Annotated in this window: 14 protein-coding genes; 9 read left to right on the top strand and 5 right to left on the bottom strand. The window is 40.9% G+C overall.

The annotated features are described in order from the left end of the window. The first annotated feature begins 178 nt into the window (after nt 1-178). The 4 genes from Q4574_RS12775 (at nt 179) to Q4574_RS12760 (ending at nt 3949) form a co-directional block, all read left to right on the top strand. A complete protein-coding gene (locus Q4574_RS12775; protein WP_303474526.1) occupies nt 179-775 on the top strand; it encodes a YigZ family protein in 597 nt (198 codons plus the stop codon). Between the two features lie 305 nt (nt 776-1080). Next, the gene (locus Q4574_RS12770; RefSeq protein WP_303474525.1) at nt 1081-2244 is read left to right on the top strand and encodes an NAD(P) transhydrogenase subunit alpha; all 1164 of its coding nucleotides are present in this window, start codon (nt 1081-1083) and stop codon (nt 2242-2244) included. Beyond that, on the top strand, nt 2244-2525 hold the full coding sequence (locus Q4574_RS12765; RefSeq protein WP_303474524.1) for an NAD(P) transhydrogenase subunit alpha: 282 nt from the start codon (nt 2244-2246) through the stop codon (nt 2523-2525). The genes Q4574_RS12770 and Q4574_RS12765 overlap by 1 nt, the downstream gene beginning before the upstream one ends. Nucleotides 2526-2554: 29 nt before the next feature. Further along, entirely contained in the window at nt 2555-3949 is a 1395-nt protein-coding gene (locus tag Q4574_RS12760) for an NAD(P)(+) transhydrogenase (Re/Si-specific) subunit beta (RefSeq protein ID WP_303474523.1), read from the top strand. 242 nt (nt 3950-4191) lie between these two features. On the opposite strand, the gene Q4574_RS12755 is transcribed toward Q4574_RS12760, so the two are convergent. From Q4574_RS12755 to Q4574_RS12735, 5 genes are all read right to left on the bottom strand, one after another. After that, a complete protein-coding gene (locus tag Q4574_RS12755) occupies nt 4192-5649 on the bottom strand; it encodes an NADPH cytochrome P450 oxidoreductase family protein (RefSeq protein WP_303474522.1) in 1458 nt (485 codons plus the stop codon). A gap of 21 nt (nt 5650-5670) precedes the next feature. After that, nucleotides 5671-6504, bottom strand: coding sequence for a DUF4198 domain-containing protein (locus tag Q4574_RS12750; protein ID WP_303474521.1), 834 nt, complete (start codon nt 6502-6504; stop codon nt 5671-5673). A 21-nt stretch (nt 6505-6525) separates the two neighbouring features. Then, nucleotides 6526-7056, bottom strand: a complete 531-nt coding sequence (locus tag Q4574_RS12745) for a DUF2271 domain-containing protein (RefSeq protein WP_303474520.1) — start codon at nt 7054-7056, stop codon at nt 6526-6528. A gap of 12 nt (nt 7057-7068) precedes the next feature. Continuing rightward, nucleotides 7069-7668, bottom strand: coding sequence for a PepSY-associated TM helix domain-containing protein (locus Q4574_RS12740; protein ID WP_303474519.1), 600 nt, complete (start codon nt 7666-7668; stop codon nt 7069-7071). 311 nt (nt 7669-7979) lie between these two features. After that, complete coding sequence (locus Q4574_RS12735; RefSeq protein ID WP_303474518.1) at nt 7980-8987, bottom strand: 5'-methylthioadenosine/S-adenosylhomocysteine nucleosidase; 1008 nt, start codon at nt 8985-8987, stop codon at nt 7980-7982. A gap of 334 nt (nt 8988-9321) precedes the next feature. Here Q4574_RS12735 and Q4574_RS12730 point away from each other — a divergent pair, with 334 nt between their 5' ends. The 5 genes from Q4574_RS12730 to Q4574_RS12710 all read left to right on the top strand — a co-directional run bounded on the left by Q4574_RS12730 (nt 9322) and on the right by Q4574_RS12710 (nt 16544). Beyond that, entirely contained in the window at nt 9322-10050 is a 729-nt protein-coding gene (locus Q4574_RS12730; protein WP_303474517.1) for a hypothetical protein, read from the top strand. A gap of 459 nt (nt 10051-10509) precedes the next feature. Then, nucleotides 10510-11343, top strand: coding sequence for a nitrate- and nitrite sensing domain-containing protein (locus tag Q4574_RS12725; protein WP_303474516.1), 834 nt, complete (start codon nt 10510-10512; stop codon nt 11341-11343). Nucleotides 11344-11447: 104 nt separating this feature from the next. Next, the gene (locus Q4574_RS12720; protein WP_303474515.1) at nt 11448-11753 is read left to right on the top strand and encodes a DUF2845 domain-containing protein; all 306 of its coding nucleotides are present in this window, start codon (nt 11448-11450) and stop codon (nt 11751-11753) included. A 444-nt stretch (nt 11754-12197) separates the two neighbouring features. After that, complete coding sequence (locus Q4574_RS12715) at nt 12198-15536, top strand: MHYT domain-containing protein (RefSeq protein ID WP_303474514.1); 3339 nt, start codon at nt 12198-12200, stop codon at nt 15534-15536. A gap of 15 nt (nt 15537-15551) precedes the next feature. After that, on the top strand, nt 15552-16544 hold the full coding sequence (locus Q4574_RS12710; protein ID WP_303474513.1) for a two-component system response regulator: 993 nt from the start codon (nt 15552-15554) through the stop codon (nt 16542-16544). The last annotated feature ends 79 nt before the right edge of the window (nt 16545-16623 follow it).

Here is a 16623-nt window from a genome sequence, read left to right as displayed (position 1 = left end):
AGGGAGCAATAGTGATTTTTCCTAAAAAATACACGATAAGCGCCTTGGGTTTGTGGTCCATGTTGAAAGTTTTCACTTTTATTTTGGCTGCTTTACCTCGGCCATTTAACCGACCCACTCTGAGAATAATCAATTCTTTATTAAACCTTTTGGCATAGTTGGGTATAATATCCAGCTTATGTCTTATCCTATTCCATCAAAAACCACTGCAATAACCTATGAGGTTAAAAAAAGTAAGTTTATCGCCTGTGCTAGTTTTTCCAGCAGTCGAGAGCAGGCTTTGGCCGAGCTTGCATCTATAAAACAGCAGTATCCTGACGCAAGACATCACTGCTGGGCCTACTTGCTAGGAAACCCTAATTCACCTGTTAGTGCAGCAATGTCGGATGATGGAGAGCCAAGCGGGACCGCGGGAAAACCAATTTTAAATGTACTTCAACATAAAAATATTGGCGACATTATGTTGGTTGTTTCGCGTTATTTTGGTGGTATTAAATTAGGGGCTGGAGGCCTAGTTAGGGCCTATTCGAGTTCCGCACAACAAGTGATTGATATCTTACCTGTGAAAGAGCAATTAAGATTGGTGCCATTAACGCTTCGGGCCGACTTCAAACATGAGCAGTTCATTCGGCATCTAGCCAGCCAACACCAAGGTGTTATTGATGAATGTAATTATGCTGAAATGGTCGGTATTCACATTTCTCTTCCTGAAGCAGAAATAGCGGCTTTCACTGCTAGTTGTAATAATATTGGTATCCAAGTGGTTCAACCATAACAAAAATCTATCTAAATCCATTCATAATTGTGTTTCATATAGAAAACCAAAAACGAGATATTTGTTTAGGGTTTTCCTGTGTGAATACAGCTGAATATATTGCCTTTTTCCCCTTTTATGGCCCTATGGCCCTTGCTGTCACTGCAATTTGATGCCATTTGTCCCATTTAATATAAGTTTCATCTTACTGATTTATCACCTGTAAATTATTAATTTGATATTCTATATAAACAATATGAATAACTGTTTACTAACATATGCGGGCATAGTAACCACATTAAATTATTAAAATTAGGAGAGGGTATATGCCTGTTATTGCTTTTCCAGCTGAGACAAAGCCTGGAGAGAAGCGTTGTTCGTTAATGCCTATTAATGTGAAAGCTTACACCTTGTTAGGTGCTGATGTGTGTATTCAGTCTGGTATAGGGGCGGCGATTAACATTCAGGATGGTGATTATCAAGCCGCCGGTGCAAACGTTATCACTAGCCGAGACGATCTATTAAAAAAAGCCGATATTGTATTGAGCTTACACAAATTGACCGCTGAAGAGATAGGTTTGCTAAAACCTGAAACCCTCATCGTCAGTTACTTAGATCCTTTCAATGAGCATGCTTTTGTTGAGCAATTGTGTGCAGCTCAAATTACCAGCATCAGTATGGAAATGATCCCCAGAATTAGTCGTTGTCAGAAGATGGATGCGTTGAGTTCTCAGGCCAGTTTGGCGGGTTATGTAATGATCATGCAAGCTGTGAATACTCTCGATTCTGTCTTACCAATGATGATGACTCCGGCAGGTACTTTGAAACCCGCTAAAGTCTTTGTCATCGGAGCCGGTGTTGCTGGTCTACAAGCAATCGCTACCGCTAAACGTCTTGGGGCAAGTGTAACGGCGTTTGATACTCGTTCTGTGGTGGCTGAACAAGTTCAATCCTTAGGTGCGAAATTTCTTGATATAGACTTAGGCCAAACAGGTGAAACCGGACAAGGTTACGCCCAAGCGTTAACGCCGGAGCAAATGCAAATTCAACAGCGTGAACAAGCTAAATGTATTGCTGATTCAGACATCGTTATCACTACCGCGCAATTGTTCGGACGCAAACCTCCGCAACTTATCGATGATGCCACTATTGCAATGATGAAACCTGGTAGCGTTATAGTTGATATGGCCGCGGAAACGGGTGGGAACGTGGCCGGTTCAGTCGCTGGAGAAACTATCGTTAAACACGGCGTTAGCTTGGTTGGAACAGGTAACTGGGCTAACGGAGTGGCTAAACATGCCACTCAAATGTATGCCAGTAACTTATACAATTTAATCAGCGAGTTTTGGTCAAAAGAAAGCAATCGTTTCGAACTAGATATTGAGGATGAAGTGCAGTCTGGTTGCATCATTACCCATCAAGGTCAGGTGGTAAATAAAATGATTCAGTCCTTTTATGAGCAAACCAATAGTCAGCAGGAGAAAGCATAATGGAAGCCATATATTTATTATTTATTTTGTTGTTATCAATTTTTGTTGGCTTTGAACTAATTCAAAAAGTACCGGCTACTCTACACACCCCTTTAATGTCTGGCGCTAATGCGATTTCAGGTATTACGTTAGTGGGAGCCCTTGCGTTAGCTGGCGATGACAGCCTAGGTCAATATGCCGAAATTTTGGGCGCCGTAGCGGTTTTCCTTGCCACCATTAACGTTGTTGGCGGTTACTTGGTTACTGATCGCATGCTTGCCATGTTTAAGAAAAAGAAATAACCCAAACTGAAGATTAAGAGGATTTAAAAATGATAGAAACTACTTCGACTTCAGCATTGGTGATTAACCTGACTTATGTGCTGGCAGCCGCGTTATTTATTTTTGGACTAAAATTACTAGGACACCCATCTTCAGCAAGAAAAGGTAATTTATTGTCTGCAGTGGGGATGCTTTTAGCTATTGTTGTAACAATGTTCGATAAGAATATTGTGAGTTTTGAATGGATAGCCATTGCTATTCTTGCCGGCAGTATTGTTGGCTTTTTTGCGGCCAGATTAGTCGCGATGACCTCAATGCCCGAACTCGTTTCGTTGTTAAATGGAGTGGGGGGCCTCGCCAGTGTATTTGTGGCTTGGTCAACGGTTGAATCAAACAGTCAATTTTCTGCTTTCATCATGTTTGTTACCTTCCTGGCGCTACTTATTGGCGCAGTGACATTTTCAGGCAGCTTGGTTGCATGGGCAAAATTAAGTGAAAGGATCACCGGTAGAGCGGTTACCTTCAAAGGTCAGGTGATTTTTAACCTGCTATTGGTTGCCACTATTATATTTGGCGGTTATTTATTTGTTGCCCAACCTGAATTTTCCCCTGGTTTCAGTATTGTTCTGTATAGCTTGATGGGATTAGCGTTACTGTTTGGAATTATGCTGGTTCTGCCCATTGGCGGAGCAGATATGCCAGTGGTTATTTCGTTGCTAAACAGTTATTCAGGGCTGGCAGCTTGTGCAGCAGGCTTTGCCTTACAGAATAACATTCTTATTGTGGCAGGCTCACTAGTGGGGGCCAGTGGCATTATTTTGACCAGTATAATGTGTAAAGCAATGAACCGCTCATTGTCGAATGTGTTATTTAGCGGGTTTATGCCTGTTGTTGAATCCAATATGGTAATTGAAGGTGAAGTAAAACCTTTGTCTGCTGATGATGCTTATTACGTGTTAGAAGCGGCTCAATCAGTCGTGGTGATACCTGGTTACGGTATGGCTGTTGCGCAAGCGCAACATGCGATGAAGGAACTACAAGTGTTGCTTGAAGAAAATGGTGCAGAAGTGGCTTATGCCATTCACCCTGTGGCAGGGAGAATGCCTGGACACATGAATGTTCTTTTAGCAGAAGCCGATGTTTCCTATGAGCAATTGTTTGAAATGGATGAAATCAATAAACGCATTGAAAACTTTGATGTGGCAATGGTAATCGGCGCGAACGACGTGGTAAACCCCGCAGCACGTGAAATGAAGGGCAGTCCTATATATGGGATGCCAGTTATTAACGCAGATTTGGCGAAAAATGTTTTTGTACTTAAACGAGGCATGGCATCGGGTTTTGCTGGAGTAGATAATCCTCTATTCTTTAAACCTAATTGCCGCATGGTGTTTGGTGATGCGAAAGAAACCTTAGGTTCGATCATAAGGCAATTTGCTGACTAATCTCATCATCACGCTGAGGAATTTATTTAATGCACTTTTCAGATGAAAAGTGCATTTTATTATCAGCTTAGTTTTTTAAATGTCGCTTCACATTCCGCCAATGCTCTTCTTGCACATCGTAAATAAACCTACAAAATAATGAAGTAGTGGAACCGAGTGAATGATAGGGAAGTGAGCGGAAGTAAGAAGTTAGAAGGGAATTAAGTTTTACCTTCATTCACCTTTTATCTGTAGACTTAATCTTAATATAAATCTCTTCGATAACGTCCATTTGTTAATAAGGCTGAAATGTTTTCTTGGCCTAAATATTCCGTTAATACTTGGTGTACGCCATCACCCATTCCGGCTTTATTTCCGCAAACATAGATGTCTGCGCCTTTGTGCACCATGGCTTTCAGTTTTTCTGATTTCATATGTAAAATTTCTTGCACATAAGCCTTTTTTTGAGGGTCTCTTGAGTATGCAAAATGCAGTTCTGAAATTACGCCACTTTGCTGCCAAGCGGCCAATTCATCATTGAGCATGGTGTCGTGTTTTGGATCACGTTCACCATAAACAAGCCATACAGGCGCACTTTTCGAGTAAGCCGCTCTTTGTGCCAACTGGGCCCGTAAACCGGCAATTCCACTGCCAGCACCGATGAGTATGAGTGGTCGCACGGCATTTTCAATGTGACAACGAATATTACTGCGAATCATGCCACGGGTAATATCCCCAATTTTACTGAACTGAGTAAGCCAACCGGAACCCAATCCGGGCTTACCATTGGTGCAAGTCTGTAACCTTACAATTAACTTCAGAACACCTTCATGGTGGGCCGAGGCGACTGAATATTCTCGGTAGGGTAATGATTTGATTGAGTTTAACCAACGCGCTGGGTTGCTATTATGTGGGTCAAAATGTTCAGGTAGCTGACACCGAGCCAAATGGTATTTTAGGGATTGTTGGTTGCCATCTTTATCGACAATCATATTGCCGTCCAACTGATGTTTTTGTAACCAAACATCCACACGTTTTTCATCATTACATGGCTGTATAGAAATCACATCGCCTGCTTGCCAGCGAGGTAGTTCTGATTGCATACCAAAAGTGAGCAAATATAAAGGAGGATTATCACTGCCAGGATTGAGACATTGGCGGTCGATTAATTGCCAGTCGCAAAGGTGAGATGTGGACTCCTCAGTTTCCGTTTTCTGCATGTTTTGACTATCAAGTTCAATGACGGCAGATTTGGATTTTGCGCCTAAATTGGCTAAACCACTATGTAAATTGTGGCCAAATGCACAGAAGTGTTCATAAGTGCTATCGCCTAGAGCCGTTACAGAGTAATGCAAATGTGACAAATCAATAGCTGAACTTTTGGACAAAATGTCATGGTAAAAGCGCTGACCATTATCTGGTGGTTCGCCATTTCCGTAGGTACTCACAACGAAATGGGCTCGTTTAGTGGCTAACAAAGTTTGAGAGTCAACGCGGTCAAGAGGCAGTAAATTAACTGCCTCTTGAGAGCCGAGTTGTTGTGCTTTTTTAACTGCTAGTGCAGCGGCTGAGCCACTTTGGCTGGCATAGGCAATTAACGTAGATGCTGCTAAATTGATTTTAGGTTGCGCGCGCTTGTGTCGAACGTACAAACCAATACACCAAATTAACCACCCTAATGTTAAAACGCAAGCTACACTAATTCGCACTGTTTCATTCAAAAGAGTATCTTCCTATTTATGTTACATAGGTAACACTTCAAATGTTGCAGCGTAACTGCCAGTGCGTTTAGTCGCTGGTAAAGCAACCTTGTTGTCTTCATACTCTGCTTCTAAAAAGTATCGTCCAGCTGCAGGCCAAGTAATTTCAAACTCACCTTTTTCGTTGGCAGTTAGCTTAATTTCATTTTGCTGATTGCGATAGCGCATGCCGTCAGGAATGACTTCGATGGTTGCTCCTTTGGCTGGCTCACCCTCAATTAACAGGGTGAAAGTGGCGGTTTCACCGGCATATAAATCATTAGGGTGAGTTTGAGGGATCATCTCGATGCCTTGATTCGTTGGCGCAAAGACTTTATCACTCGGCGCGCCTAAGGTGACGAATGTTTCAACTCTACGGTAACTACGACTGACTCGGAGTTTTTTCGCATTTTGGGGAACCGCTGAGTCAAATTCTGAGTCTTGAGCGGTTTGTCCGCGTCTTGGCCACATTTTACGTTTGCCATTCTCATCCTCCCACCTAGCGCGCAAACCGCCTCCGCTGGTGGCAATTTTGTATGTGCCCTCGTCATTCAATTGAATATCAAAGGTACTGCGATATTTGCCTTTGGCGGTATTCAAAAGTTCTACAGAGTTACCTTCAGGGCCATAGGCTTTTACTCCAGTAAGGTTCATTGCTACGTGATCTGGATAAAACAAGGTATTTGAAATTGCAGCATCAAAGGTGACATATGGCGCATCACCTGATAATACTGTCGAACTCGGTAGCATCCATGCTCTATGAGCTTGGGCTTGCATGGCGACTGAAGCAGTTAGAATGCCTGCAGTGATAACTTTTAATAAATTTGAGGTGTTCATATCGATTACTCCAGTAAAAAATTAATTGTTGGTTTGTAAACTCAAGCTAATTTTACCTAGCTCTGAGGTGCCATTTTTAGAAATAGGCAGAGCAGTTTTGTCTAAAGGCAAAGTTAGCGGTATTTCGATTAATTCTCTGCCGCCCACTTCTCGCGCTGCTTCAATGCGTAATTTGTAATCACCCGGTTTGAGCTCTTTTAATTCAGCTCTATTTAAATCAATGGTAATTTGATGACTACCTGGACCTCTAGTCGCAGAGGTTATGCCGTCATAAGGCAGATCTAAACTGCGTCCACCTCGACGCCACCATTGACGAATATCTTTTAGCCATTCCTGCCCTTCATTGTCAGCCATTTTTACGTCATACCAAACGGCTATTTGGGTAGATTTTCGTGATTTACTTTCCAACCAAACCGCGACGTAAGGGCTGTGGTATTCAGCTACCTTTAGTTGGGGGATCTGAACATCAAGGGTCAGGGTTTCGCTATTTGCACAAGTTGAAAAAACACTAAAAATAGTGCTGAAAATTAATAAAACTTTGGGTGTATTCATATGGTTACTCTTTTAGTGAATAAATAACAGCATAAGCACTAGCGGAATTAACACGCCTAAGGCCGCTAATGGTGCTGTCGCTTGTCTATGGGAAGATTGGCGGCATAATAGAATTAAACCTGTGACGCTGAAAATAATGCAACCACCGGCGAATATGTCGATAAACCAACGCCATACGGTGCCGCTATCGCGCCCCTTATGTAAATCATTGAAATACGCTAGCCAACCTCTATCTGTATCCTCGTAAATAAAGTCTCCAGTTTCTGTATCGATAGCCAACCAAGCGTCTCCTCCTGGTCTTGCTAAGGGGAGGTAAAACTCGCTGCCATCCCATTCACTATTGTAATTCCTGGGAAGGGCTATTTGATGCTCAGAACTGAGCCAATCAACTATTTGGCTGGAAAGGTTTTTAGGGGCCGAATTTGTTTTCAGCCACTCTTGTAAGAGAGGCGCGGGTAATTGTTCTTCAACACTGATAAAAATGGGTTCGGCTGATATGTCGGCAGCATGGTTAAGGGTAATTCCTGTCACCGCAAAAAGTAACATACCTGCCATGCAAACAGAGGCGCTTATCCAGTGCCATTGTCTAACTGTACCCAATGAAAACCCCATTTCTTACCTTTTAATTTACCGCTACGTTAATGTTCTTACACTTATGACTCACGCTATCTAAACCTTTCGGGGTTATATTGTCCTGTTTCAGCTTTTTGCGATAACTCAGTAAAGGCTAAAATTGACCGCAGAAATACTACATAAAAATAATTGGAATGTAAATATTAATAAGAACCATTCTCAAGAAGGGGCTAGCAAGAGCTTGAGAGGTTGTGAAGTCGAATTTAGTTAGTTGCTTATAAAAGGGGAATAAAATGACCTTCGAGTGAAGGTCATTAGAATCTACTCGTTGATGAAAATATTATGGTTTTTCATTGCTTTGCTTGGAACTTGACGATTTGATCCAATAACCCGACTAAGAGTTGAGCACCGGTTCCTGAGGCGATGGCATCAAATACATTTTCAACATTTTTACCTTGTTGTCCGCCAGCTAAATCGCTGATTGAACGGATCACAATCCAATCAACTTCATTGACAAAACATACTTGTCCAACCGCAGCTGACTCCATTTCAGCCACCTGAGCATCGTAAACCCGTTGAAGCCAATTGCGATAATCTGCATTATCTAAAAACACTGAGCCAGTCACACCATTTCCGCCAATTTTTATGTCAATGGGTTGTCCTGAAGGCATTTTAATTGTTGCCATTGAAGCGAGTGCTTTTTCGGTCAAGTCTAACAGTTCCGGTGTGACGGTGAAGTAAGGCATTTGTTGAGGCTCTGACCAACCTTGTTTAATAACGGACATTTCTTCAGGGTGGATAAAACCAAAGTTTTCGTATTTTGGCGCGTTTGGATCATTCTCCTGACGCTTCTGATAATGGGCTAACGCCTGCTCGTAATAATCAGGAAGTATATAAGCGTTTTTACTACCCGCTTTAGGGTTGGCGTATACAGATTCATCGTGAAAATACCAGCGCTCTGGAATCGCAATGTCGCCTGGTTGAAAGTCTGGATTGACACCACCGGCAATGCCCATCATTACCACTCTATCAATTGGAAAGTAGTCTAATGCCATCTGCATTGTCATTGCCGCGTTAGGCACACTGATCCCAGTGGTAAAGATCACTATAGGCTCACCTTTAAAATGTCCTAATTGATACTTCACTCCTTTAATCGTCAGTGTCTGTTCAATTTGGGCATCATTGATTTGCGAGAAAGCCATGTCGATGGCTTTAATTTCGGGCGAATAGGCCGCGACAATGGCAGTCCATTTTTCTTCACTAGGGAAATCTTTAGGTCCATACTTATCCGCACTCTGTGAAGAAGCAAGGCTACTAACACTGAATATTAGCGTAAATATAGTTATAATTTTTGTCATTTTTATTCCTGTAAGAGTGCTCTCGTCTGAAAAGTACTAAATCACTATTTGATTGGGGGTCGTTAGAATCAAAGCAGAGGACAGTTGCAGCAAGGGGGTTGAACAAGAAAATTATTAGCGGCAAAAGTACAATGTTATCAGCATTAATTACCTACTGAGTATCGTTACTCAGTATGATGATTCAGCACAGTTATTTGGAATGGCTAAAAGCAAAAATTACACCAAGTTGAAGTTATGAGCTTAAAACATTGAGTATATCGAGAGGTTGGCAAATAGTGATTACATTAAGTGTATTTCTGCTAAACTTAAATTAATTAAAATGAATTGGTAGATTATGAAATTACTATTGATTTTCATGCTTCTGTTTATCGCATTTTCAGCGAGATCTGATAATTACACCGTCAATATTGTCGATGTATTAAAAGATGAAAAAGATACTACACATCTCATTCAATATTATACAGATATTTATCAGGCTGTTGGTATAACGCCGTCTTTCACATTTTATCCATCTAAGCGTGGCTTAAATATGGTCGATAAAGGTGAATTAGATGCAGAGGCATTTCGACTCAATGTAGTGGGCAATCATTTCAGTCAATTAGTTAAAATTGACGAAGCAATTGGGCACTTACAGATTGGTTATATCTGTTTAGCTAAGAATGATTGTGTTGCTGATGACTCGTCTGTTATCGGGGTTCTGTCTAGTTTTCGCGGCGCAGTTGATTTATGCGCTGAATCTAATATTAAATGCCATTTTATTAAGAATGTGAATTCAATCGCGAAAAAATTAGACACTGGTTTAGTGGATCTGATTTTTGCTACAGACGTTGAAGCCGAGCGAATAATTTGTGCATCTAAGTTAGATTCGTTTCAATTTCTCCCTCGCCGTTCTCATAAATTACCCCTGTTTCACTACGTGAATAAACGGCACTTAGGTTTAAAAGAGAAATTAGAAAAGTCTATACTTGACGCAAAAAATAATGGCAAAGTTGGCATAACTTCATCCGACGATAAACTAACTAATGTTAGTTGTGGAAAGAACGTTAAAGTTACTGCGTCATAAATTAGTCTTGGCGACTTTTACTGAGGTATTCTCTTCTTAATTATGACCGAAAAATGTATAGTCTAAAGCTTTTTCGGCTTGTGTTAGATAGTTGAGCTGGAATAATCAAAGTGAGTAAAAAATGAGGTGGGCGCACCGATAAGGGGCGTATGTATTAATAGTGTGCAAGAAGTAACGTCTATCACAACAAAGAGTAGGATTAATATAGCCAATATCGACAACAATTAGGCAATAGATCTAAAAATCATTGTGTAAAGTGTGTTTGAAACATTTTAATACACACCTCCCCTCTTAATCTTCTTTAGTGGCTCAATATTTGCTTTTCAAACATTAAAACAAGTTTTGTCATTCTTATCATTGTGATTAGCGCTATTGGCTTTGCATAATCAATTAGAAAATCTAATGATCAACGTAACGTTTGAATGCGACTACCCACCTTACGCTTCAATTAGGAGATACATGATAGAAACATTTACCATCATATTAACCGTTTTGATATTTTCTTTGGTTTTCGTGAGAGCTTATACGAGACTAACTGACCGTATTAGGTTAATTCGTGCCCTCGATGTTATTAGCCAATTAAAGGTTTTAATTGGTAATTTGCAAAGGCACAGAGGCTTATCTGCAGGCTATTTAAATGGCAATCTTCGTGTTGAGCCATTAATTGTTGAGTTGCGCCAAAAAATCAATATTGGGATCTTAGGTTTAAACAAAGATGAAGTGTTCAGAAAACAATCTCGTTGGCTGAGTTTTATTGATCACTGGCCAAGGCTTGAAAAAAAGTGTTTTGAGTTAACCTCTAAAGATAGCTTCACCCAACATACAAATTTAATAGAGAACCTATTAAGGCTAATGGAAGTAGCTGCAGATGATTGGAAAAAGACACATAAGTTACCTCGAGAGATACTCGATCTGCAATGCATTTGGAAAGAGTTACCTATGGCCGTGGAATTTATTGGGCAAGCACGCTCAATTGGTATGGCAGCAGCCACATCGAGAGAGATAAATAATAAAGATAGGAATAAATTGAAATATTTAGAACAAAAAATTCAAGAATATTCTATGACTTCTTTTAGTTTACTGGCAGGCCTTTCTAATGAAGAGAGCAAACGATTAATCATCGATGCAAGAAACGCCTGTAAACTATTTAACGAAACCATTAAAAAAGAACTTATAGCACCAGAAGAAATAAATATTGATAGCGATAATTATTTTATGTTGGCAAGTAATACTATGGAAGCAATGAATAGCCTATTAGATAACGAGATTAAGCGAATCAAAGCTTACACTTAACGCGTATTTTAGGTGAAATACCTATGCTCGCGTTGCTATTCCCCAGTGAATTGCTACAGTGACTGATGTTGCATTTTATGATGTCAATATATGGGGAAGTAGAAATGCTTAAATTTCGCAATACAATAGGCTTTGGGTTGTTATTAACCATCAGTATATTGAGCCATTCAGTCTATGCCGATACCTTACGCTGCGGTTCTAAATTAATTAAGACCGGTGACACTAGCATCGATGTCATTTTAATCTGCGGCGAACCTACCTATAAAGAAGACCTAACTACCCAACAAAGAAAGCACCGGGGAGTAAAAGTGGAGCGGTTTTTATATGTTCAACCTAAAGGTCAATTCCACAAAATTCTGGAGTTCCATGACGGTGTGCTTATCAAAATCGAGAATGGACCAAGAAGCTAAGGCTGCACTTCCTCCCTTCAAAATTGATATTACTGGCCCTAAAACGAAAATAATCATGTGATTTTGCTAAGCTTTGTCACAGTTTTAGCGTCCCACCCCATCTTTTTGTGCTGGGTTTAAAATTTCCCGTTAACTTTTAATGATTCACGCCGATACACACCGTTTACGCGGTAAAGTTGACATGTTGGAGGGGGTAATTTACCTTTTTTAGCAAATAACTGACAAGGGTGGGGGGGTACGTTTCCTCAAATCGTCTTCTTAAACAATATAATGATGAAAACACAAACTAGAATGTATACACCTTACCCCTCTATACAAAAGCGCTAGTCTCGGATAAGTGAAGGACTTTCGAACGCTGTATTTCATGCATGTTAGGCAAAAAAACGCTTATTAAGTAAACCTTCTAGCAAAGGCTAAATGCTTTAAACCAAAGGGTCTATTGGAATGACGAACAAAATAAAAACTGTTTTTGAAGAAGTACCAAACAATTTGTTGGTCATTGGCGAATACAATTTGGGGCTGGTCTTACTCTCGGTCGCTATTGCCATCTTTGCCTCTTATATGGCGTTCCAGGTAAGTCACCAAGCCTCTAAAACCTTATCTAAAAAACGGCGACAGCTAGCCTTGATGGTGAGTAGTATTGCGTTGGGAGGCGGTATTTGGTCAATGCACTTTATTGGCATGCTAGCATTTGACCTATGCACTGACGTGTATTTCGGTATGACCCTTACAGTGGTTTCATTGATCCCCGCTATAGCCGCCTCGTGGGTCGCTCTAAACCTTCTTATCAAACAAAATTTAACGGCCAATCAACTAATTCTAGGTGGTGTCTTGATCGGGGCAGGCATAGGCTCTATGCATTATATCGGTATGGCATCCATGGAGATGGCTCCACTGTTACGTTATGACCTATCCATGTTTATGCTTTCCATCTTAGTTGCCGTTATTTTGGCCATACTAGCCCTTTATGTTCGCTTTGGTTTAGATAAGTTTAACCTAATAAAATTTAGTCGCATTGCTAAAATATGGATGGCAAGTGTGGTCATGGGGATTGCTATTTCTGGTATGCACTATACTGGAATGGCGGCAGCGCGTTTCGTTTTGCCTGAGGGGATGGAGTTATCACAACAGTCTGAGCACGTTTCGATGTTTTTAGCCCTAGCGATTGCGGTGGTTACATTCGTCATTATAGGGCTCGTCATCGCCCTCAATTTTGTCTTCAAGTATAAAGATATTTCAGCACGTTCCTTAGAGAATGAAAAGCGACTAGTGGCAACAATGGATACAGCGCTGGACGCTATTATCACCATTAATGAATGGGGTAAGGTTATTAGCGTGAATCGCTCAGTTGAAAAGTTACTAGGGTGGTCAGCTGAAGATTTGGTTGGAAATAATGTTAATAAAGTCGTTCCAGCCCCCCACCATGATGCCCATGATAGCTACATCAGCAATTATTTGCGTACCAAAGAAGCTAAAATTATCGGTGCCAGTAGAGATGTTGAGGCGCTCACTAAACTAGGCCAAACTATTCCTGTAAGGTTGCGCATTGGACATGTTGAAATGGAAAAGCAGCATCTTTTTGTGGCCTTCATAACGGATCTGCGTAGTCAACTGCAAATGGAATCGGAGATACGTGAAAGCGAAGCGCGCTTTCGCTCATTGTTAGGAAACTTACCTGGTATTGCTTATCGCTGCATAAACGGGGAAGGCTGGCCAATGTTGTTTATCAGTGATGAAGTGGAAAATATTGTTGGTCATCCTCCTCAAGACTTTATTGCACCTAATAATAAGGTCGCATTTGCTGACTTTATTCATCCTGAAGATTTAGACCATGTTATACAGACCGATTTCAATGATCCCGATGGATACACTATCGATTACCGTATTATTGATAGATTTGGCGAAACTAAGTGGATGCTTGGATACGGCCGCGCAGTTGAAAGCGAAGATGGCCGTCAATGTTATCTAGATGGTTTTATTATGGATATCACTGAGCGAAAAACCATTGAACAAGAGTTACTACAGGCGAAAAACAAGGCAGAGCAAGCCGCGTCTGCACGCGCGGCTTTTCTGGCCAATATGAGCCATGAAATTCGCACACCAATGAATGCCGTAGTTGGGTTTAGTGACATCCTCCTTGACAGTGAATTGTCATCCACTCAGAAAAAACATGTCAGCACTATCAATCAATCGGCTAAGTCTTTGATGCATATCTTGAATGATATTTTGGACAGTGCCAAATTGGATAAAGGCAAATTTCAACTAGAATATCGTGACTTCTCAATAGTGGAAGAAATTGATGCTGTTGTATCCACATTATGGTTACAAGCTCAGCGAAAAGGACTGTCAATCGACCTTGAAATCGCCAATGAAATAAAAGGGAATTATCATGGTGTACCGGATAGGATTCGACAAATTTTAACTAATCTCGTGGGCAACGCAGTTAAGTTCACAGAAAAAGGAAATATAACCATTAAGTTGTCTAAACATGCCGACGATATGGTTCGATTTGAAATTAGAGATACCGGTATCGGGATGTCTAATGTCCAGCTGGAAAATGTTTTTGAAGCCTTTGAGCAAGCGGATGAGTCAATGAGTCGCCGATTTGGTGGCACTGGCCTAGGTACTACAATCAGTAAACAGTTAGTTGAGTTAATGGGGGGCAGCATTTATGCAACCAGCCAACTTAATATAGGATCAACTTTTTGTTTTATTCTTCCTCTCAAAAAAGTAGAGAGCAACAGCCAAAAGTCGGAAAAACGCGCTCCAACCAAACTTCCCAAGTTGCGTATTTTAGTGGTGGATGATTTACAACAAAATATAGATTTGTTGACTATTCTTCTAACCAGAGCAGAACATACTGTCTTTGCTGCTCGAGACGGCGAGCAGGCACTCATTCGAATGCGCAATGATCAACCAGATGTGGTGTTAATGGATATTCAGATGCCCGTTATGGATGGACTCAGTGCTGCGCAAAAACGCAGAGAACAAGAGCAAACAGAAAAGCTGCCACATATTCCCATCGTTGCATTAACCGCTAGCGTGTTGGAAAAAGACCGTTTATCGGCATTGGAAGCAGGAATGGAGGGCTTTGCCAACAAGCCAGTCGATATTGACCTGCTCTCATTTGAAATTGCTAAAGTGCTTAAATTGCACCGAGTTGAAGATGCGAACAAGTCCGTGGCAGAAAAAGTTGAGCATTTGTTATCAATAGACATAGAAAACGGCACTAATATGTGGGGGTCAAAAACGACTTTATTTAAACAAGTTGGTGAATTTATTCGAGACTGTGAAGCTAAATTAGAACAGTTAACTTTTTTTGTTGAAATTGAAGAGTGGTCAGAACTAGAAAACAGTGTGCATGCATTAAAAGGTGTGGCCAGCAATTTATCCCTAGCTCGATTCGCTAGCATTGCGGCTGAATTAGAAAAAAACCTTGAACAACACCCTGCGACAAGTGTGTTAACTATGATTCAGCTGTTGAAAGAAGAGCTACATAAGATCGCTAAAATTATAGGTATGCGAAATCAATCACTAAACCAAAGTTTAATTTCAGAAGACCCATTATTAAGTAATGATTCTGTATTGTTACTATTAGATGAATTAGCCGAATATGTTAGAAAAAATGAATTTGATGAATCATTGATAGATAAATTGTCAACACAGACCAAGCATCCACTGTTTTCAAAAATGATTGAAATAGTCGAAGCCTTAAACGATTTCGAGTTTGAGAAAACCCTGGGTTTAATTGAGAAGTTGCAAACTGAATTGCGAGACAGTTAGGGAAGGCTATAGGCCATGAATAAAACAATTAAACGGCAAAAGCTACTCGTGGTAGATGATGAACCAACCAATTTAAGAGTGCTAAACCAAGTTCTCAGGGAGCATTATTCTCTTACTTTTGCGAAAAGTGGAGTCGAAGCGCTAGAGTTGGTGCAAAAAATCAAACCAGACTTGATATTATTGGATGTAATGATGCCTGGCATGACTGGCTATGAAGTATGTAGCACCCTAAAATCAAATAAGCTGAGCAAGCAAATACCGGTTATTTTTGTCACAGCTCTTGCCGATGCCACAGATGAAGCCAAGGGATTTGAGGTAGGTGCAGTTGACTATATTTCAAAACCCATCTCTCCTGCTGTGGTGAAGGCCCGCGTTGCCACTCATTTATCATTGGTTGACGCAGACGAACTGCGTCGCACCCGGTTGCAGGTTATTCAACGTCTCGGGCGAGCTTCAGAATACAAAGACAACGAAACTGGCATGCACGTGGTGCGTATGAGCCATTACTCTAGATTGCTCGCTTTGGCTTATGGCTTTTCAGAGTGCGCAGCTGATGATTTATTTCACGCTGCCCCTATGCATGATATTGGAAAAATCGGAATTCCAGATAATATTATGCTTAAACCTGCGCGATTGACCCCCGAAGAGTTCGAAATTATGAAAAAGCACCCTGAAATTGGTGCTGAAATTTTAGGGGAATCGGACTCTGAGCTTATCGATTTGGCAAAAGTTGTTTCGTTAACTCATCACGAAAAGTGGGATGGTAGTGGTTATCCTAAAGGGTTAGCCGGGGAAGATATTCCTATTCACGGTCGTATTGTTGCCCTAGCAGATGTTTTTGATGCCCTAACCAGTAAGCGTCCTTATAAAGAGGCATGGTCAATTGATAAAACAATGGGGTTTTTGCAAGAACAGAAGGGCAAACACTTTGACCCTAAAATTGTGGAGTTATTTCAACAAAACCTTGATCAGATGTTAGAAGTAAAAAATCGCTTCCAAGAAGATTAAGTGCTGGAAGACAACGGGACTTGGGAATTGTTTTCTCTATCTGGCTAAGGCGCTTTTCCTTACCAATGTAGAAAGTTGG

It is taken from the genome of Aliiglaciecola sp. 3_MG-2023 (assembly GCF_030548205.1).
GTDB lineage: Bacteria > Pseudomonadota > Gammaproteobacteria > Enterobacterales > Alteromonadaceae > Aliiglaciecola.
Note: the sequence above shows the minus strand (reverse complement) of the source record. Positions and strands in the feature narration are given on the sequence as shown.